The sequence below is a fragment of the Streptomyces sp. Act143 genome (assembly GCF_003143935.1).
Taxonomy (GTDB): domain Bacteria; phylum Actinomycetota; class Actinomycetes; order Streptomycetales; family Streptomycetaceae; genus Streptomyces.
In genome coordinates this window covers 2,959,025-2,978,958 of sequence record NZ_QFRX01000001.1, presented here as the reverse complement: position 1 = coordinate 2,978,958, position 19,934 = coordinate 2,959,025, and the positions used below count along the sequence as shown (strand labels likewise).

Below are 19,934 nucleotides of genomic sequence, written 5' to 3'. Positions count from 1 at the left end.
CACTTATGTGCCACCCGCCGACGCGAGCCGCACCAATGTTTGATAAAAGTCAGCTCATGCCTCTCCTTCCCGAGGAGCCTCAGATTCACGAGAGTGCCCAGGGTCCCCGCGCCACTTCGGCCAGTGGCCGTACCGCGCCGACCCCCCGCCCCGTACCCGGTCCCCGGCCCGCGGCCCATCCGCGTCCCGGGCGTCCCGGCCCCCTCCGCCCCACGCCTCCGGTGCAGCGCGCGCCGCATGACGTGGCCGCCAAGCCCGGACCGAGCCCGGCGCCCCGCGCCGCCGCTCCTGCTCCGGCGACCCCGCAGATCCAGCTGATCCCGGCCTCCGCCGACGGCGCGCTCGACGCCGCCGAGGAAGCCGTCGACCTGCTCCTGGAATCGGGTCGTGCCCCCGGCGACGTCCTGGTGGTCACCACCGGCGAGCAGCACCCGTGGGCCGCCCACGAGCTGTCCTTCGGCGAAGCCGCCTACTGGGCTCAGCACGACGCGGGCGACGACGTCTTCTACCTCGACGCCGATGCCGTGGCCCGTGCCGCCGCGCGCCCTGTCGTCGTGGTCGCCGTCAACGGCGGTTCCGACGCCGTCGCCGCTGGTGCCCTGCCCCTGGCCCACAGCCGGGCCGGCGCCCTGCTGATCGTCTGCGGCGACCCGCAGCAGATCAACTCGGTGCTGGGCACGGGCGTCTGAGCCCGTTCCGGTACGTCCGGGGGGACGCCGCCGGGAATGATGAGGGCGCCGCTGCGGTGGCGCCTGCACGGTGGGGGGTTTGTCGTGCGCGGACGCCTGAGGGCGGTCCGTGCGCGTGCCCTCGCCCTGGTCGGTTCCGGCGCCGCTGAGCGGCTCGCTGCGGTGAGTACGGCTCGCGGTGGGGCTGTGCTGGGCCACATCCAGAAGAGGCCCGCCCGTCGTCCTTTGCCGTGGACGTGCGGTACCCAGGGCGGGCGTCGCTGCGTGACGACCCCGACCTCTTCAGGACGCTCGACACTCATGCAGTGGGGCGCTGTGTGACGCTGCAGGGCGCCGTGCGATGCCGTACGTCGTCGTACGACGGCTTCGATGCGGCGTGACGCCGTACGACATGGCTGTGTGGCGAGTCCGGGGGAGCCGTGGTTGTCGGGAGTTGACCGGAGGGCCCGCGCCGCGCGTCGGAAGGCGGCTTGGGGCACCTTCCGGAGCTCAGCGGGCTGCCGCGCGGCGCAGCACCTCTGAAGCGGCACCGCCGGTGCGCGGCAGCGGGGGCGGCGCCTCGGACAAGGCGAAGGGTTCCGGCGCCGACGTGGAATTGGGCCGACGGCCGCCGCGGCCCTCGCCGAGGACCTGCCAGCCGTCACGGGTCAGCGTGATGTAGGCGCCGCAGCGCAGTCCATGCAGGGTGCAGGCGTCGCGCAGTCCCCACATCCACGCCCCGTCCTCCTCCGTCCAACGCGCGTCGCCGTCACGGCAGTACAGCAGCACGGCCGTACGTACCGGCGTGCGGCGGCGCAGATCGTGCGGGATGACCCGGCGCAGCTGGGCGAGCAGCGCGTTGCGGAACATCCACCCGTCGGCCGGTGCCGGGCGGCGGGTGAACGAGGCGCTCGCGCGCAGCCGTTCGTCCGGATCGAGGACGGCCACGATCGCCGTCGCGGTCGTCGGACGGTGCCGGGAGTGCAGTCCGCTGACGACCTCCCGGGGGTTGCGCAGCAGGGGAATCCCGGCTGCGGCCCACTCCGCGGGTTCGAGCAGACGGGTCAGCGGGTTGGATGCGGCGGACAGGTCGGCAGACGTCGACGTGGATGCCGCCGAGGACGGAGCGAATCCGAAGGTCACGGTCCTCCCTTCGGCTACGCGCCCACACTGCGGGCGGGGTCGGATTCGGGGGAACGCACGCCGCAGCAGAGCCCTACCGGACCACGGGCGAGCCGTGCGGGGAGCGGAGTTCAATTCTTCCTGGCGAACTTGGATGCGGCAACGAGCAATTGGGGCCACCGACCGGTATCTGACGGTGTGTGGTTTATATCCCTACCCGGTGTCTCACCGTGCGACGCCAGACACGCACGCGTGCCTGACGGACAGGATGCCTGGTGTCACGCGGTGTGAAGTGGCCGATTGTCAGTGCCATCGGGTTGCATGGAGTCATGGACAACCTGGATCTCCGTGCCGAAGCCGACGCCGTCCTCGCCGAGCTGGTCGGGGCGCCGGACGGCTCCGCGCGGCTGCGGGAGGACCAGTGGCAGGCGGTGGCCGCGCTGGTGGAGGACCGACGGCGCGCGCTGGTGGTGCAGCGCACCGGCTGGGGCAAGTCGGCGGTGTACTTCGTCGCCACCGCGCTGCTGCGCCGCCGCGGCGCGGGCCCGACGGTGATCGTCTCGCCGCTCCTGGCGCTGATGCGCAACCAGGTCGAGTCGGCGGCACGGGCCGGGATCAAGGCGCGCACCATCAACTCGGCCAACCCCGAGGAGTGGGACACCATCCACGAGGAGGTGGAGCGGGGCGAGACCGATGTGCTCCTGGTCAGCCCGGAGCGCCTCAACTCCGTAGACTTCCGGGACCAGTTGCTGCCCAAGCTGGCGGCGACGACCGGTCTGCTGGTGGTCGACGAGGCGCACTGCATCTCCGACTGGGGGCACGACTTCCGCCCGGACTACCGCCGGTTGCGGGCGATGCTCACCGAGCTCGCCCCCGGGGTTCCTGTACTGGCCACCACCGCGACGGCCAACGCGCGCGTGACCGCGGACGTGGCCGAGCAACTGGGCACCGGCGCGGGCGAGGCCCTGGTGCTGCGCGGCCCGCTGGAGCGGGAGAGCCTGCGCCTCGGCGTCGTGCGCCTCCCGGACGCCGCGCACCGCCTGGCATGGCTCGCCGAGCACCTGGACGAGCTGCCCGGCTCCGGAATCATCTACACGCTGACGGTCGCCGCAGCCGAGGAGGCGACGGCGTATCTGCGACAGCGAGGACACCAGGTCGCCTCCTACACGGGGCGTACGGAGAACGCGGACCGGCTCCAGGCCGAGACCGACCTGCTGGAGAACCGGGTCAAGGCGCTGGTCGCGACCTCGGCGCTGGGCATGGGCTTCGACAAGCCCGACCTGGGCTTCGTCCTCCATCTCGGCTCGCCGTCCTCGCCGATCGCCTACTACCAGCAGGTCGGCCGCGCGGGACGCGGTGTGGCGCACGCCGATGTGCTGCTGCTGCCGGGCAAGGAGGACGAAGCCATCTGGCGTTACTTCGCCGACACCGCCTTCCCGCCCGAGGCGCAGGTCCGCCAGACCCTCGCGGCGCTGGCCGACGCCGGCCGACCGCTGTCGGTGCCCGCACTGGAGGCGGTGGTGGACCTCCGGCGCACCCGCCTGGAGACCATGCTCAAGGTCCTCGACGTGGACGGGGCCGTCCAACGGGTCAAGGGCGGCTGGGTCGCCACCGGCGAACCATGGGTCTACGACGCCGAGCGGTACGCCTGGGTGGCGCGGCAGCGCGCCGCCGAGCAGCAGGCCATGCGCGACTATGTGAGCACGGACCGGTGCCGCATGGAGTTCCTGCGCCGCCAACTGGACGACGAGGGGGCGGCCCCCTGCGGCCGCTGCGACAACTGCGCCGGGCCCTGGGCCGACACCTCCGTCTCGGCGGAGACGCTGACGGCGGCGACGAAGGAACTGGACCGCCCCGGTGTCGAGGTCGAACCGCGTCGGATGTGGCCGACCGGCATGCCCGCGCTGGGCATCGACCTCAAGGGCCGTATCCCGGCCAAGGAGCAGTGCTCCACCGGGCGTGCCCTGGGGCGGCTCTCCGACATCGGCTGGGGCAACCGGCTCCGCCCGCTGCTGGCCGAGGACGCGCCCGACGGCCCGGTCCCGGACGACGTGCTGCGGGCCGCGGTGGCGGTCCTCGCCGACTGGGCGCGCTCTCCGGGCGGGTGGGCCTCAGGCAGCGCGGAAGCCGCCGCCCGGCCGGTGGGTGTCGTCGCCGTACCGTCCCTGGCCCGCCCCCGCTTGGTGGGTTCCCTTGCCGAGGGCATCGCGGGCATCGGCCACCTCCCGTTCCTGGGCACCTTGACCTACACGGGCCCAGGGGGTGCGCACACCGCCCGGCGCAGCAATTCCGCGCAGCGGCTCAAGGCGCTGTCCGGCAGCTTCGGTGTGTCGGAGGGGCTCGCCGAGGCCCTGGCCCGGACTCCCGGCCCCGTCCTGCTCGTGGACGACTACACCGATTCCGGCTGGACTCTGGCGGTCGCCGCCCGCCTGCTCCTTCGGGCCGGGAGCGCGCAGGTGCTTCCCCTGGTGCTTGCGGCGGCAGGCTGAGTCGCTTCGTGCGGGCGCCCGTCAGCATGTTCGTCAGCGTGTCTCTCGGGGCGTGCGTCAGCGTGTCCGTTGGTGCGCCCGAGAGCGTTGACGTAGGCGCGCCTGGATCGAATTGACGTGTCCGCGGCCGGAGTTATCCACAGGCTCAAGCGGGATGCGGCGAGGTGCGAGATCGTCAGGGCATGACGAATCACGGCGAAACGACTGGATCCCCTGAAAGCTCTGGATCCACCGAAAGCACCTCATCGCTCTCGAACGCCTCATCCCTCGAAAGCACCGCGTCTCACGAAAGCACCACATCTCTCGAAAACGCCTCGCCCGTCGGGAGCCCCGATTCCGTCCCTGAGAGGGGCACCTCGTCCGACGGTGGCGGGGCACCGGCAAGCGGCACCCGCCCAGTGCTCGGCGCGCGAGGCGAGCGCCCGGGGCGGACGGAACCTGTCAGTTCCCTCGCGTACGACGGCCACGGCGACGACCAGCTGACGTTGCGCACCCCGGCCGAACTGGCCGACGCCCTGCCGTATCTGCTCGGCTACCGGCCGGAGGACAGCATCGTCCTGGTCGCCCTCCGCGACAAGGACGGACGTGGCCGCTTCGGAGGCCGGGCTCGGCTCGGCATCCCCGCCAGTGCCGACGACTGGCCCGCGGTGGCCCGGCAGTTGGCCCACGGGTTGGTCACGGGCAGCGAGCGCAGAGGAGCCCGTCCCGACCAGATGGTCGCCTACCTCTGCCAGGAGCCGGGGCGAGGCGAATCGGGCCGGCAGGTGATGGAACGACTCCGGCCGCTCGCCCAGCAGTTGCGCATCGAGTGCGGTTCCCGCGACGTGCCGGTGATCGAGGCGCTGTGCATTTCCGACGGCCGCTTCTGGTCGTACTGCTGCGTGAGCGAGGCGTGCTGTCCGCCCGAGGGGCATGCGATGGGCCTGCCCGGTACCTCGGTGCTGGCGGCTGCCGCCACCTATGCCGGCCTCCAAGTGCGAGGCACCCTGCGGGAGTTGCGGGCCAGGATGATGCCCTGGGAGAACGCCTCCGCCCTGGCCCAGGAGATTGCCCTGGACACGGCCGGTATGGCCATCGTCCCGAGGATCCTCGACGAGGCCGGCCGCGCCGGAGTTGCCGAGGAGACTCTGGAACTCGCCGAACTGATCATGCGGCGCTTCGAGCAAGCACCGTCCGTGTGCGGCATCCTCACCGAGGATCTTCGGGACGACCAACTGCTGGGCCACGATGAGGCCGCGGCACTGATTCTCGGCCTTCAGGACCGCACGACCCGTGACCGTGCGGCCGAGTGGATGGAAGGGGACGCGGCAGGCCCGGCCCTTCGTCTCTGGCGCGCCCTCGCCCGACGTTGCGTCGGACCGTACGGCGAACATGCCGCGGCGCCTCTGACCCTCGCCGGCTGGGTCGCATGGTCGACCGGCGACCAGTTGGAGGCCAGGGAGGCGCTGGCCATGGCCCTGGGCGCGGACCCTGACTACCTCTTCGCGCGTCTGCTCCATCAGGCCTGCAACGAGGGCTTGGACCCGGAGTCCATCCGCCGTTGCCTGCGGGCGGAACGTGGTGACAGGGGACGGACGGAGACCGCGGAAGCCGGTGATTCCGTGGCTGGAACGGCGCCGGATCTGTCGACCGCGGGAAGCGCCGGAGACGACGAGGACATGCGGGCCGTAGAGGACGGCGATGTTGCCGTGTCCGTGCCGCTTCTGTCGCCTGCGCAGGGTTCCGCCCGTCGACGCCGGACCCGATCCGCCGACGCGGCTGCGAGCGGGGCCCGATCAGCGAAGGAGGATGGACACAGTCCGGGGGTGGGCAGCTCCCGCCCTCGTGCGTCGGCCGCGGGAGGTGCGCGGCCTGGTGCGGCGCGCTCGTCGTCGAGTGGTTCGCGGCGGCCTGGCGCGGGGCGCACGTCCGCGGGTGGTACGCGGCCTGAGGGAGCGCGTACCGGACGTACACGGAAGGGCGTCGACGGGAGCGGACGCGGGACGCGCGGAGACGATGCGCGATCCGGGGGCGTAGGGGATGCGGAAACAACGTGAGGGCGCGTGGGGCAGGCGCTGCCGACTCGGCGGCTTCGGCGGAGTGCACCGCTTCGGCATCTGCAAGGGCGTTTGCGGCTTCTATGGCTCCTGCGGCTTCGGACGGCTGGGGGCCGTCGCCAAGGCCGTCGAACCTGGCTGTCGGGCGGCATCGTGGGTGGGGCGGGCGGCGTGGGTGGCGCGGGTGGTGTGGAGGAGATACCGCACCTGCCTGGCCGCGGGTTTCCGACCCCACCGCCATCCGGTCTGCATCGGTGGCCGGAGGCGTGACCCCGAGGAGTCCTGCTCCGTTCACCTGAGTGGCGGAACGCGTGGACGGACCTGCCGCCGCACCCCCGTTCACAGTCCCGCCACGATTCAGAGTCCCGCCCCGAGGACGCCGCACCTGCCCGAGGCGCACCGAGCGCAGAAGAGGCCGCCCATGTACCAGCCGACTCCGCCCGCCGCCGCCGACCACCCTTCCGCCGCGGATCCGCCTGCGCGGCGTCCCCGCCTCTCCTCGCTCATGGATGGTGTCGGACCCGAGGGTGCCCGAACTGACGGCGGCGGACCTGACGGTGCCGGACCCGAAGGTGCCGGACAGCCCGCGCCGGGAGGCCTGCGCGGCGTCCCTGCTCGCCCCTCATCCCACCCATCATGGGAGGCCGTTCCGGCTGACCCCATCAGCGGGACGAGGGGCCAGGACCCGTCTCCCTCATGGGAGCCGGACCCCGTCGAAGCGCATGGCCCACCCTCCGCCGCAGCGGCACCCGAGCCACGCCCTTCGAACCCGCCGACGGCAGATCAGAAACGCTTTCCAATGCCACCGACGGCAGACCAGACACCCCTCCCAACCCCGCTGACGGCAGACCAGACACCCCTCCGCACCCCGCTGACGGCAGACCAGACACACCCACCGATCCCGCCGACGGCAATCCAGACACGTCCTCCAACCCCACCGCGGACAGACCAGCACACGCACACGCCCCACTCCTCGACGCCACCCCGCCCCCTGCGGCAGGCAAGCCGTTCCCCGGCCGCACCGGCACCGAGCGGTCAACTGCCGCCGCCCCGGCGTCCTGCCGACCTGCCTCCCACCCACACCCTTCTGATCTGCGTCGCCCTCCCAAGCCTCGCCATCTCCACGGAGCAAGGACAGCTGACGGGCAGCGGGCTGGAAGGGGTCTTCCGGGCCGGTCGACGTGTGCTGTCGCGCTGTCAGGTCCGAGTGGCCGGGCGTGAACCGCTCACGGTCCAGGCGCGTATGACCGGGGCCGACAGCGTGCGATTCCTCGGCACCTTGCGTACCTCTCCGCATGTGGGCCCAGACCCCGATGTGATCGTCGAGCGCATCCGGCACGCTGACGGTACGGAGCGGATCACTGTGCACAGCGCGGCCGTTCGCCCGCTGAGACTGCCGGTCGAGGTGGCCCTCGGCACGGATCTGGCCGACCTGGGAGCCATCGCGGGCGGAGGTCCGGGACCCGAACTGCCCGCGAGCGTGCACGACTCCGGCCTGCGCTGGTCGTCCCCCGCCGGGAACTCGTCGGTCACGGCCGACCCGCCGCCCGCCGACGCACTGGCCTCGGCCGGACTGCTGCGCTGGGAGTTCGTCGTGCCGCCGGGAGGCAGCGCGAGCGTGGAGCTGCGGGTGCGCCTCGACGGTGCCGGCCCCGCCCGGGCCGTGGGCCGGGCGGCGACGAGCCCTCTCGCTGCCGCCCGGGCGATGGGCGACGACCCCAGGGCGCAGCACCTCCTGCGGACGAGCATCGAGGACCTTCAGGCCCTGTTGCTGCGCGACCCCGCACATCCCACCGACACCCACCTGGCCGCCGGCGCGCCTTGGCGGTGCGGGCTGGCGCCGGCCGACGCGCTCGCCGCGGCCCGGATGGCCCTGCCGCTCGGCACCCGCCTCGCCGCAGGCACACTGCGCACCCTCGCCCGCACCCAACTCCAGGGCACAGGGCCGCAGTCCGGGATGCTTCCCGGACCCAGACGGGACGCGGGCACCCATCTGCCGCCGAGCTGCACCGGGACGGAGGCCACGCTGCTCTTCCCGGCGCTGCTCGCCGAAGCCCGTCGCTGGGGGCTGCCTGATGCCGAGACGGAAGAGTTCCTGCCGGTCGCCGAGCGCTGTCTGACCTGGCTGCGCACCAACGTCGGCGACGGTCCCTATCTGCGCGATCCGCAGCCCGGCGGCCCGCTGCGCTGCGAGACGCAGGCACATGCCCATCGCGCGGCCCTGCTCGGCGCCGATCTGCTGGACTCCTGCGGCAGACCGGGTGGTCCCGGGCTGCGGCAATGGGCGCAGGAGTTGCGGGCCGCCTTTCAGGGCGAGTTCTGGATCGACGATCTGAGCGGCGGTCGGCCCGCGGCAGCCCTCGCCCCGGACGGCCGTCCCGTCCCGCACCTCGGCGCTGCGGCCGTGCATCTCCTCGACACCGGTCTGCTGGGCGCCGGTGAGCTGGCCGCCGGGCTGCTCGGCAAGGTGCGGACCGAACAGCTGGCCCGGCTGCTCGGCGGTCCTGCCATGGACTCGGGCTGGGGGTTGCGGGGGCTGGGCGCGAAGGAGGCGGGGTACAACCCGTACGGACATCGCGGGGGTGCCGTCCGGACACACGAGACGGCGGTCGCCGTCGCGGGCCTGGCCGCCGCCGGATACGAGAAGCAGGCGACGTCACTGCTCCAGGGCATGCTGGCAGCGGCCGAGGCCTTCGGTCACCGGCTGCCCGAGATGTACGCGGGGGAGCAGCGCACCGACGGGAGCACGCCCGTCCCGCACCCGGCGGCGTGTCGGCCCGCGGCCACCGCGGCGGCCGCGGGGGTGCTGCTGCTGACCACGCTCGCGGGAATCCGCCCCGACGCCCCGGCCGGGACGGTCACCCTGCGTCCCGTGCGCAGTGCGCCGCTGGGAGAGATCGTGCTGACCGGACTGCGGATCGCCGGTGCCCCGTTCTCCGTGCGGGTCGGCCGCCTCGGTCTCGCCATGGTCGAAGAGGCGGCCGACGGGCTGCAACTAGGGGTGTGACCTCGTACGACGCACTGCCGCGGTACAGCCCGGAGCGGGCGATCGGCAGGTTCCGGACCGAAGTGGATCAGCCACCGATGCGGCCGACGAAGGGAGTGTTTATCGTCAGGCAGACGACTATGATCGCCGCATGCCCTACGACCCGTCAGCCTTTCCGCCCTTCGCCGTCACCGTGGACCTGGTCGTGCTGACCGTGCGCCGCCATGCCCTGTGCGCGCTGGCGGTGCGCAGGGGCGAACCGCCCTTCCAGGGGCGCTGGGCGCTGCCCGGCGGTTTCGTACGGGCCGACGAGGACCTGTCGCAGGCGGCGGCCCGCGAACTCGCCGAGGAGACGGGGCTGCGCGCCCACGAACCGGCCGTGCCGGCGCAGGACAACGGCGCGCACCTGGAGCAGCTCGCGACCTACGGCGACCCCAAGCGGGACCCCCGCATGCGGGTGGTCAGCGTCGCGCACCTCGCGCTCGCCCCCGACCTCCCCGCACCCCGGGCGGGCGGCGACGCCAGTAACGCACGTTGGGCGCCGGTCGAGGAACTGCTCCAGCAAGGGGGCTATGGACGCGACGGCGAACCGGTCGCACCGCTCGCCTTCGACCACGCGCAGATCCTGTCCGACGGTGTCGAGCGCGCCCGTTCCAAGATCGAGTACTCGTCGCTGGCCACGGCGTTCTGCCCCACCGAGTTCACCGTGGGGGAACTGCGTCGCGTCTACGAAGCCGTGTGGGGAGTGGCGCTGGACCCGCGCAACTTCCACCGCAAGGTGACGGGCACGCCGGGCTTCCTCGTCCCCACCGGCGGGACGACCACCCGCCAGGGGGGCCGTCCCGCCCAGCTCTTCCGCGCCGGCGGCGCCACTCTCCTCAACCCGCCGATGCTGCGCCCCGAGGTGTGAGGCTGCTCAACCGCCCTCATCACGGCGGGAGGTAGGGGTCCGGGCGCTGTTCGGTGGATCGGGTGAGCGGCGAACTCCGGTCCGCGAGGCCTGACTGCCGTCCGGCGAGCGGGCCTCGCGGTACCCGAAAAAACGGACATAGCGCGCTATCTTGCTGCGGGTGATCCAGGCCTACGGATTGACCAGCAACCCTCGCAAGGAGCTTCCGCCCGTCGTCGACGACCTCTCCTTCGAAGCCCGGGCAGGCCGCGTGACCGCGCTGCTCGGTGCGCCGGGGTCGGGCAAGACGACCGCGCTCAGGCTCATGCTCGAACTCCAACAGGGCCGCGGCGTCACCTACTTCAGAGGACGCCCCCTGCACCGGATCGCCCATCCCTCGCGCGAAGTCGGCGTGCTCCTCGGCGATGTGCCGGGCCACCCGGCACGCACGGTCCGGGGGCATCTGAGGATGCTGTGTGCCGCGGCAGGGGTTCCGGTACGGCGTGCCGACGAGGTACTGGAGGTCGTCGGTCTCGTCAGTCTGCGCGAGGAGCGCCTCGGCACCCTCTCGCGCGGCATGGACCGCCGCCTCGGCCTGGCCTGCGCCCTGCTGTCCGACCCGCACACGCTGGTGCTGGACGACGCTGCCGAGGGTCTCTCCGTCCGGGAGGGCCGCTGGCTGTACGGCATGCTGCGCGCTCACGCGACACAGGGCGGCACCGTGCTCATCACCACCGCCGACCCCAAGGAGGCCGCCCGCACCGCCGATCGGGTCGTCACCCTCGACGAGGGCAGACTCGTCGCCGATCAGGAGGCCGCCGACTTCTCCCGCACCCGGCTGCGTCCCCGCGTCGTCGTCCGCACCCCGCACGCCGTCCGTCTCGCCGCGCTCCTGGCCAAGGAGGCCCGCACCGCACACCGCTCGGTCGAGGTCGTCCGGGAGGGCGGCAACCGTCTCTCCGTGTACGGCAGCACCTGCGCCGACGTCGGCGAGATCGCGTTCCGTCATGGCGTGCTCGTCCATCAACTGGCCGACGAGGTCGGCGACATGGGTCCGGGCGCGGGAACGGCTCCAGGGAGCGGGGGACCCGCTGCGGATGGGCGGGGGAGTCCCGGCGTCGTATCGGCGGACTCGGCCGTTGCGGACGTACCCGAGCGGACCGATCCCCCGGAGGCAGCCCGCCTGGCCTCGGAGGGCCCGGTCGACCTGGCCGACCCCGGAGAGGTCGACGCTTCCTGCGGTTCCCGCAGCCCTGGACCGGAGCCGACGGCGACGCACTCGTCCCACGCGTCCGACTTCGTACCGCAGTCCCTGACGGACTCACCGCCCTCACGCCCCGCCCGAGACCGCCACCCGCACCTCGACGCCCCGGGAGCCCCGCAAACCGGCCTCGCTCAGCTCGCCCAGGGCGCGGCGGCCCAAGCGGTGCAGAAACCCGGCACCCGCCTCCCCGAGGCGAGCACGTCTGACGCCCGCTCCTGCGCGGCCCCGCAACAGCGGGCTCCTGCGCGGACTGCACCGCCTGCCGAGCCCGGCGCGCGCCCCGCACCCGCGCGCCCCGTTCCCGTCCGCGCCATCTCCGGGCCCGGCGCCCTGTCCCCACTCCCACCCCCCATCTCGGTCCGTCCCGCTCCCAGCCCCCTGCGTCCCCTTCGCTATGAGCTGCGTCGCGCGGTCGGGGTCGGGACCGGGTTCCTCACGGGGGCCGCCGTGCTCGTCGCGTCCGCTCTGACCGCCGTACTGCTCGCCCGCGTCGGCCACACCCCGCAGCACCGTCTTCTGGCCGCGTGGCCGCGAGAGCTGCCCCTGCCGCCCGCGGCGCTCGGAGCTGGGTTGCTGGGTGCGTTCGCCTTCGGTGACGAGTTCCGCCACCCCGCCCTCGCGGCTGACCGCGGCACCGTGCCCCGTCGGCTGGGGCTGCTCGCGGCCAAACTCGTCGTCTCCGGCGCCACCGCGCTGCTGCTGGCGTTCCTCACCGTGGGCTGCGACGCCGAAGTGCTCTATCTCGTATACGGAGGGGAGCTCGCCAGAGTTCCCGCCGACTGGCTCTCGCTGGGCGCGAGTTGGCTGGGGCTCGTCGTCGGGTGTGCCTGGGCCGGTGTGCTGGCCGCGGGCATCTTCCGGTCCACCACCGCGGGGCTGGCCGCCGTGGTCGCCGTACCGGTCGTCGTCGTCCCCCTCGTACAAAAGGCCTTGGAGGGACCGGCTGTGCGGACGGCCGCGGGATTCCCACTGCGGCTGCGTGAGACGTTTCTGCTCCAGTGGCCCTTCGGTGGAGAGCGCTATCTGTCCGGCGTGGCCCGAGTGATCGGTCAACCCGTGGGCGGCGCGCTGGCGTTGTCGTTGACGGGCCTGCTCTGCGCATATCTGCTCACGACCCTGCGCAGCAGGGTCCGATGACGACCGTCCGCGACCTTCTGGACCTGCTCTGTACGCAACTCCCCACGGAAAGCCCATTTCTTTCCGATAAGGCGTCAATTGCGACGGGGTGAGCGATCACCCTTTCGTGTGCTTTTCACCAAAGACCTCAAGGGAGTTGAGGACGGCGCCGACAAAGGATCCGTGAGTACCCTTGCGCACACCATGATGACCGCCGCCCGCTCCGCAGACTCCGGTCTCGCCGGCCCGGGCGAACTCGACCGCTACCCCTACGCGGATGTGCCCGCCGCAGACCGCCTCGGCGCCTCCGCCTGGGACGCCGCGGAACCCGAACTGGGCCGCGTCGGCCGGCGTGCCGCGGGCAGCCGTGGACGCGGACTGCACGGCCAACTCGTCCAGCAGCTGGGTCAGATGATCGTCTCCGGCGACCTGGGCGCCGACCGCCCGCTGGTGCCCGAGGAGATCGGCCAGCGTTTCGAGGTCTCCCGTACCGTCGTCCGTGAGTCCCTCCGCGTCCTGGAGGCCAAGGGCCTGGTCAGCGCCCGCCCGAACGTCGGCACGCGCGTGCGCCCTGTCAGTGACTGGAACCTCCTCGACCCGGACATCATCGAATGGCGGGCGTTCGGGCCGCAGCGCGACGACCAGCGCCGCGAGCTGAGCGAGCTGCGTTGGACGATCGAACCGCTCGCCGCCCGCCTCGCCGCCGGCCATGGGCGCGAGGAAGTGCAGCAGCGGCTTGCCGACATGGTGGAGATCATGGGGCACGCCATGGCGCAGGGGGACGCGCTGACGTTCTCGCGCGCGGATGCCGAGTTCCACTCCCTGCTCATCCAGGTCGCGGGCAACCGCATGCTGGAGCACCTTTCCGGGATCGTGTCGGCTGCCCTTCAGGTGTCGGGTGGTCCGGTCACCGGATGCGACCGCCCCAACGAGGCATCGCTGGCGCAGCACGGCAGGATCGTCGACGCTCTCGCCACCGGCGACGGCATGGCGGCCGAGTCCGCCATGCGCCAGTTGCTCATCGTCCACCCCGAGGTGGAGCGCGTGGTGCCGGCGCCGCGCGAGCACTGACCACGCACCGCGGGCGGCGCGGCCGGAGGGTGCCTCCCCCTCCTGGGTACGGTCCGGCCGAAGGGCCGCCTCCCGTCGGACCCCGCAGGATCCTTCGGGATCCTGCGGGGTCCGACAGTGCGGGCGAGGCGGTCTGCAAGCTGTTTTCTTCCTCCCGACGCGCGCAGGCGACCGCCTCTGTCCGCTTCTGACCGTTTTTGAGCGCTTACGGGGTGTGACTCGGGCCACGCAGATTGGGCGTAACGCTCGTGGAAGCAACGCGATGACCTAAGAGGTGACAGCCGCGGAGGGAATACGGACGCCATGCATGGCGCTGTGCATCTTCCCGGCCCCCGCCCGCACCGTCGGCCCGTCCTCATGGCCGGTGGTCGGTTCCTGTCCAATCCCGGACGGGGCCGGAAGCCGTTTTCCAACGTTCCGAGAGGTTGTTCGTGTCGGCCAGCACATCCCGTACGCTCCCGCCGGAGATCGCCGAGTCCGTCTCTGTCATGGCTCTGATTGAGCGGGGAAAGGCTGAGGGGCAGATCGCCGGCGACGATGTGCGTCGGGCCTTCGAAGCTGACCAGATTCCGGCCACTCAGTGGAAGAACGTACTGCGCAGCCTCAACCAGATCCTCGAGGAAGAGGGTGTGACGCTGATGGTCAGTGCCGCGGAGCCCAAGCGCACCCGAAAGAGCGTCGCAGCGAAGAGTCCGGCCAAGCGCACCGCTACCAAGACGGTCGCGGCGAAGGCGGTGACCACCAAGAAGGCCACCGCCACCGCCACTCCGGCGGCACCCGCCGCCGAGGCCTCCGCCGAGGGCGAGGCGCCCGTGAAGAAGGCCGCTGCGAAGAAGGCGACGACCGCCAAGAAGGCGGTCGCGAAGAAGACCGTCGCCAAGAAGGCGACGGCCAAGAAGACGACCGCCGGCAAGGACGACGCGGAGGTTCTCGAGGACGAGGTTCTCGAGGACATCAAGCCCGGCGAGGAGGAAGAGGAGGGCGGCGAGAGCAAGGGCTTCGTCCTCTCCGACGACGACGAGGACGACGCGCCCGCGCAGCAGGTCGCCGTGGCCGGCGCCACCGCCGACCCCGTCAAGGACTACCTCAAGCAGATCGGTAAGGTCCCGCTGCTCAACGCCGAGCAGGAGGTCGAGCTCGCCAAGCGCATCGAGGCCGGCCTGTTCGCCGAGGACAAGCTGTCCAACGCCGACAAGCTGGCCCCGAAGCTCAAGCGCGAGCTGGAGATCATCGCCGAGGACGGCCGCCGCGCCAAGAACCACCTCCTGGAGGCCAACCTCCGTCTGGTGGTCTCCCTGGCCAAGCGCTACACCGGCCGCGGCATGCTCTTCCTGGACCTCATCCAGGAGGGCAACCTCGGTCTGATCCGCGCGGTCGAGAAGTTCGACTACACCAAGGGCTACAAGTTCTCCACGTACGCCACCTGGTGGATCCGTCAGGCGATCACCCGCGCGATGGCCGACCAGGCCCGCACCATCCGTATCCCGGTGCACATGGTCGAGGTCATCAACAAGCTCGCGCGCGTGCAGCGTCAGATGCTCCAGGACCTGGGCCGCGAGCCCACCCCGGAGGAGCTGGCCAAGGAACTCGACATGACCCCCGAGAAGGTCATCGAGGTCCAGAAGTACGGCCGCGAGCCCATCTCCCTGCACACCCCGCTGGGCGAGGACGGCGACAGCGAGTTCGGTGACCTCATCGAGGACTCCGAGGCCGTGGTCCCGGCCGACGCGGTCAGCTTCACGCTCCTCCAGGAGCAGCTGCACTCTGTCCTCGACACCCTGTCCGAGCGCGAGGCGGGCGTCGTCTCGATGCGCTTCGGTCTCACCGACGGTCAGCCGAAGACCCTCGACGAGATCGGCAAGGTGTACGGCGTGACGCGTGAGCGCATCCGCCAGATCGAGTCCAAGACCATGTCGAAGCTGCGCCACCCGTCGCGTTCGCAGGTGCTGCGCGACTACCTCGACTAGGAAGCGGACGCGGTCGTACGACGTCGAAGGCCCGGCTCCCCTCAGGGGGCCGGGCCTTCGTGCTGGACCGGGCTGGGCGGGGCGTGGCTGCGGCGTCCGCGGGTGCGGGGCGCGGCGCCGTGGATCACTCTGGGTTTTCCAAGTCCACCCCAGAGTGAGGAGCATGCATGCGTCGTCCCTTTGCCCGGGCGCTGAACCGGTCGCTGGTCCTGGCGGCCGTGGCGGGTGCCATACCGCTGGCGTCCGCCGCCCCGGTGGCCGCCGACAGCATCGTCGTAGGCGGTTTCCCCGTCGACATCTCGGACGCCCCGTGGACCGTGGCGCTGTCCAGTCGTGACCGGTTCGGGGGTACGCGCGCGGGACAGTTCTGCGGGGGCGTGGCCGTCGGCCGGACCACCGTGCTCACCGCGGCGCATTGCGTGGGTGAGGACGTCCTGGGGGTGCCTCCGCACCGGGTGCGTGATTTCAAGGTCATCGCGGGCCGTACCGACCTGCTCTCCGACCAGGGTCAGGAGATCCGCGTGCGCGACACGTGGGTGAACCCGGAGTACGACCCCGACACCAATGCCGGGGACTTCGCGCTGCTCAGGCTCGCCAAGCCGCTGCCGCGCGACTCGGCCATCACCATGGCGGCCGACGGTGACGCGGCGTACGAGCCGGGCGGGGATGCGACGGTCTACGGGTGGGGAGATGTGACAGGCAGCGGCGACTACGCCCGGAGCCTGCGGGCCGCCCGCGTCCATGTGCTGTCCGACGGTCTGTGCGAGCGGGCCTACCCAGGCAGTGCGGACGGCACCTACCGCGCCGACTCGATGCTGTGCGCCGGCGAGGAAGAGGGCGGTCGTGATGCCTGTCAGGGCGACAGCGGCGGTCCGTTGGTCGCCCAGGGGCGGCTGATCGGGCTGGTGTCCTGGGGGAGCGGTTGCGCGTTGCCGGGCAGTCCCGGCGTCTACACGCGCGTGTCCGAGGTCGTACGGACGCTCGGATGGGCCGACAGGGCGGGAGAGGGCCGTACGGCGCCCTGAGGGGGCGTGACGGCGCCACGGGCGATTGGTCGGGCGGCCGTCCCGGTGACCGCCGGTCATGAGTGCGGACGGCCGCCCCTGCTGTCAGGGGCGGCCGTCCGCGTATCGGCCTGTGCCGATGCCGACTCGTCGTGGACGCGAGGTGTCAGCGCTCTTCTTCGGAGGCGGATGCGGGAACGGACGTCAGCCGCTCCGTCTCGTCCTGTATCTCAGCGGCGATCTTCTTGAGTTCCGGCTCGAACTTGCGCCCGTGGTGGGCGCAGAAGAGCAGTTCACCGCCGCTGAGCAGGACGACGCGCAGGTATGCCTGGGCGCCGCAGCGGTCGCAGCGATCGGCGGCCGTCAACGGGCTCGCGGGGGTCAGAACAGTAGTCACGTCGCCTCTTCTCTAGCTCGACGAGCTGTCGTACCAGGGTCAACATCCAACCAGCCCTAAAACGTTCCCGCTCGGGGCTTTTCCTCGAAAAAATCTTTCGAGGCCGGCTGTCTGTTGCCGGTTGGCGGCGAATGTGCCGTATTGCGTGTCTTTGTGTCTTACGGGTTCGCGCTGTATGTCGATGTCTGTCCTCCCGGCTGGCTTGCCGGTTGTTCATGAGGACGTGCCCGGAGCCTAAATGGTTCATGCCCCGAAGGGAACGTGATATGTACTTCACTCCATCGAGGGATCGAACATGCATGCGACTCTGGACTAGTGTGAGTTCAGACGAGGGTGGCGTTACAACGGCTCTACCAGGCCTCGGTACCCTCTTGGCGGCGGCCGAAGCCGCGCCCTTACCCACAAGGGCCACACCTGAAATTCAGCGAGGAGCGAACCGCGTGACCGCCGAGACGTCCGTGCCGTCCACAGCGCTGCTGGCAGGAGCAGACCGGGACGGTTCCAACTACACCGCGCGGCACCTGCTCGTCCTTGAGGGGCTCGAGGCCGTGCGCAAGCGCCCGGGTATGTACATCGGCTCGACTGACAGTCGTGGCCTGATGCACTGCCTGTGGGAGATCATCGACAACTCCGTGGACGAGGCCCTCGGGGGCTACTGCGACCACATCGAGGTCATCCTCCACGACGACGGGTCGGTGGAGGTCCGGGACAACGGCCGCGGCATCCCGGTCGACGTCGAACCGAAGACCGGCCTGTCCGGCGTCGAGGTCGTCATGACCAAGCTGCACGCCGGCGGCAAGTTCGGAGGCGGCTCCTACGCGGCCTCCGGCGGTCTGCACGGCGTGGGCGCCTCCGTGGTGAACGCCCTGTCCGCGCGGCTGGACGTCGAGGTGGACCGCAACGGACACACGCATGCGATCAGCTTCCGACGTGGCGTGCCCGGCGGCTTCGCCGCGGCCGGACCCGACGCCAAGTTCGACGCGACGGGCGGCCTGCGCAAGGCCAAGAAGATCCCCAAGACCCGCACCGGCACGCGCGTGCGCTACTGGGCCGACCGGCAGATCTTCCTCAAGGACGCCAAGCTCTCCCTGGAGAACCTCCACCAGCGCGCCCGTCAGACCGCGTTCCTCGTCCCCGGCCTCACCATCGTCGTCCGCGACGAGTTCGGTCTCGGAGAGGGCGGCAGCAAGGGCGAGGAGTCCTTCCGCTTCGACGGCGGCATCAGCGAGTTCTGCGAGTACCTGGCGACCGACAAGGCCGTCTGCGATGTCCTCCGCTTCTCCGGCCAGGGCACCTTCAGGGAGACGGTTCCCGTTCTCGACGAGCACGGGCAGATGACGCCCACCCAGGTCACCCGGGAGCTCGACGTCGACGTCGCCCTGCGCTGGGGCACGGGGTACGACACGACCCTGAAGTCGTTCGTGAACATCATCGCCACCCCCAAGGGCGGCACCCATGTGGCGGGCTTCGAGACCGCGGTGACCAGCACCATGAACGAGGTGCTGCGTGCCAAGAAGCTGCTGCGCGTGGCCGAGGACGACATCGTCAAGGACGACGCCCTGGAAGGCCTCACGGCGGTGGTGACGGTCCGCCTAGCCGAGCCGCAGTTCGAGGGGCAGACCAAGGAGGTCCTCGGTACCTCGGCGGCCCGTCGCATCGTGAACACCGTGATCTCCAAGGAGCTCAAGGCGTTCCTGACCTCCACCAAGCGGGATGCCGCGGCGCAGGCCCGAGTCGTCATGGAGAAGGCGGTGGCGGCGGCACGCACGCGTATCGCCGCCCGTCAGCACAAGGACGCGCAGCGCCGGAAGACGGCCCTGGAGTCCTCGTCGCTGCCCGCCAAGCTCGCCGACTGCCGCAGCGACGACGTCGACCGCAGTGAGCTGTTCATCGTCGAGGGAGACTCCGCGCTGGGTACGGCGAAGCTGGCTCGGAACTCCGAGTTCCAGGCGCTGCTGCCGATCCGCGGCAAGATTCTCAACGTTCAGAAGTCGTCCGTGACCGACATGCTCAAGAACGCCGAGTGCGGCGCGATCATCCAGGTCATAGGAGCAGGGTCGGGCCGGACCTTCGACATCGACGCGGCGCGCTACGGCAAGATCATCATGATGACCGACGCCGATGTGGACGGCTCCCACATCCGGACTCTGCTGCTGACGCTCTTCCAGCGTTACATGCGGCCGATGATCGAGGCGGGGCGCGTCTTCGCGGCGGTGCCGCCGCTGCACCGGATCGAGCTCATCCAGCCCAAGAAGGGGCAGGACAAGTACGTCTACACGTACTCGGACCGCGAGCTGCGCGACAAGCTCATGGAGTTCCAGAGCAAGGGCATCCGGTACAAGGACTCCATCCAGCGCTACAAGGGTCTCGGCGAAATGGACGCCGACCAGCTGGCGGAGACGACCATGGACCCGCGCCACCGCACGCTGCGCCGGGTGAACCTCTCCGACCTGGAGGCGGCCGAGCAGGTCTTCGACCTGCTGATGGGCAACGACGTGGCGCCGCGCAAGGAGTTCATCTCCAGCTCGGCCGCGACGCTGGATCGGTCGCGCATCGACGCGTAGCGCTGCGCGCTGCTTGGGGCGGGGCTGATCTGGGTCTGCGGGTTCGGGGTGCGCGGGCCGTGGGCTGATCTGGGTCTGCGGGTTCAAGGTGCGCGGGCCGGGCTCGGATCGTGGGCCGGGTGTGAACGTGGGCGGGGCAGGGGCCGGGGCGGATCGTGGGCCGGGGCCGGTCTGGGGCGGGTTCTCCCGCCTCAGGTCGGGGCCTGGCTCGCGGGTCGAACCAGGATTGACGGCGGCGAGGTCGGTTGGGATCGGTTTCCGGGGCGGGGCGGGGCGGGGCGGGGCGGGGCGGGGCGGGGCGGGCTGGCTTCTCGGTCGGGATCGGTTTCTGGGACGGGGGCTGGGCTCTAGGGTCGGTCGG

12 protein-coding genes are annotated in these 19,934 nt (G+C 71.3%); 10 read left to right on the top strand and 2 right to left on the bottom strand.

The window, feature by feature from the left end; translation table 11 throughout:
• Nucleotides 1-56: 56 nt before the first annotated feature.
• A complete protein-coding gene (locus DI272_RS13250) occupies nt 57-689 on the top strand; it encodes a hypothetical protein (RefSeq protein ID WP_109495573.1) in 633 nt (210 codons plus the stop codon).
• A 489-nt stretch (nt 690-1,178) separates the two neighbouring features.
• On the opposite strand, the gene DI272_RS13245 is transcribed toward DI272_RS13250, so the two are convergent.
• Nucleotides 1,179-1,811 (bottom strand): hypothetical protein, encoded by a 633-nt coding sequence (locus DI272_RS13245; protein WP_109495572.1) that lies wholly within the window; start codon nt 1,809-1,811, stop codon nt 1,179-1,181.
• 308 nt (nt 1,812-2,119) lie between these two features.
• Between DI272_RS13245 and DI272_RS13240 the strand changes: the two genes are divergently transcribed.
• The 8 genes from DI272_RS13240 to DI272_RS13205 all read left to right on the top strand — a co-directional run bounded on the left by DI272_RS13240 (nt 2,120) and on the right by DI272_RS13205 (nt 16,633).
• A complete protein-coding gene (locus tag DI272_RS13240; RefSeq protein ID WP_109495571.1) occupies nt 2,120-4,279 on the top strand; it encodes a RecQ family ATP-dependent DNA helicase in 2,160 nt (719 codons plus the stop codon).
• Between the two features lie 182 nt (nt 4,280-4,461).
• Nucleotides 4,462-6,315 carry a DUF4192 domain-containing protein gene (locus DI272_RS13235; protein ID WP_258314542.1) on the top strand — a complete coding sequence of 618 codons (1,854 nt, stop codon included), beginning with the start codon at nt 4,462-4,464 and terminating at the stop codon, nt 6,313-6,315.
• Nucleotides 6,316-7,405: 1,090 nt separating this feature from the next.
• Entirely contained in the window at nt 7,406-9,322 is a 1,917-nt protein-coding gene (locus tag DI272_RS13230) for a glycogen debranching N-terminal domain-containing protein (protein WP_258314883.1), read from the top strand.
• 130 nt (nt 9,323-9,452) lie between these two features.
• On the top strand, nt 9,453-10,211 hold the full coding sequence (locus DI272_RS13225) for an NUDIX domain-containing protein (protein ID WP_109495569.1): 759 nt from the start codon (nt 9,453-9,455) through the stop codon (nt 10,209-10,211).
• 160 nt (nt 10,212-10,371) lie between these two features.
• The gene (locus tag DI272_RS13220; protein ID WP_109500819.1) at nt 10,372-12,591 is read left to right on the top strand and encodes an ATP-binding cassette domain-containing protein; all 2,220 of its coding nucleotides are present in this window, start codon (nt 10,372-10,374) and stop codon (nt 12,589-12,591) included.
• Nucleotides 12,592-12,753: 162 nt separating this feature from the next.
• Nucleotides 12,754-13,641, top strand: a complete 888-nt coding sequence (locus tag DI272_RS13215; protein WP_109495568.1) for a FadR/GntR family transcriptional regulator — start codon at nt 12,754-12,756, stop codon at nt 13,639-13,641.
• Nucleotides 13,642-14,072: 431 nt separating this feature from the next.
• Nucleotides 14,073-15,608 (top strand): RNA polymerase sigma factor, encoded by a 1,536-nt coding sequence (locus DI272_RS13210; RefSeq protein ID WP_109500818.1) that lies wholly within the window; start codon nt 14,073-14,075, stop codon nt 15,606-15,608.
• 167 nt (nt 15,609-15,775) lie between these two features.
• Nucleotides 15,776-16,633 (top strand): trypsin-like serine protease, encoded by an 858-nt coding sequence (locus DI272_RS13205; protein WP_109495567.1) that lies wholly within the window; start codon nt 15,776-15,778, stop codon nt 16,631-16,633.
• A gap of 145 nt (nt 16,634-16,778) precedes the next feature.
• Here the strand turns inward: DI272_RS13205 and DI272_RS13200 are convergent, their stop codons facing one another.
• Entirely contained in the window at nt 16,779-17,009 is a 231-nt protein-coding gene (locus DI272_RS13200) for a hypothetical protein (RefSeq protein ID WP_109495566.1), read from the bottom strand.
• Nucleotides 17,010-17,449: 440 nt separating this feature from the next.
• Here DI272_RS13200 and DI272_RS13195 point away from each other — a divergent pair, with 440 nt between their 5' ends.
• The gene (locus DI272_RS13195) at nt 17,450-19,573 is read left to right on the top strand and encodes a type IIA DNA topoisomerase subunit B (protein ID WP_109495565.1); all 2,124 of its coding nucleotides are present in this window, start codon (nt 17,450-17,452) and stop codon (nt 19,571-19,573) included.
• Nucleotides 19,574-19,934: the final 361 nt, after the last annotated feature.

Bases quoted from the DNA above. Each gene is read 5' to 3' on its own strand.
- DI272_RS13250 (WP_109495573.1), top strand. From the start codon at position 57: ATGCCTCTCCTTCCCGAGGAGCCTCAGATTCACGAGAGTGCCCAGGGT.
- DI272_RS13240 (WP_109495571.1), top strand. From the start codon at position 2,120: ATGGACAACCTGGATCTCCGTGCCGAAGCCGACGCCGTCCTCGCCGAG.
- DI272_RS13235 (WP_258314542.1), top strand. From the start codon at position 4,462: ATGACGAATCACGGCGAAACGACTGGATCCCCTGAAAGCTCTGGATCC.
- DI272_RS13225 (WP_109495569.1), top strand. From the start codon at position 9,453: ATGCCCTACGACCCGTCAGCCTTTCCGCCCTTCGCCGTCACCGTGGAC.
- DI272_RS13205 (WP_109495567.1), top strand. From the start codon at position 15,776: ATGCGTCGTCCCTTTGCCCGGGCGCTGAACCGGTCGCTGGTCCTGGCG.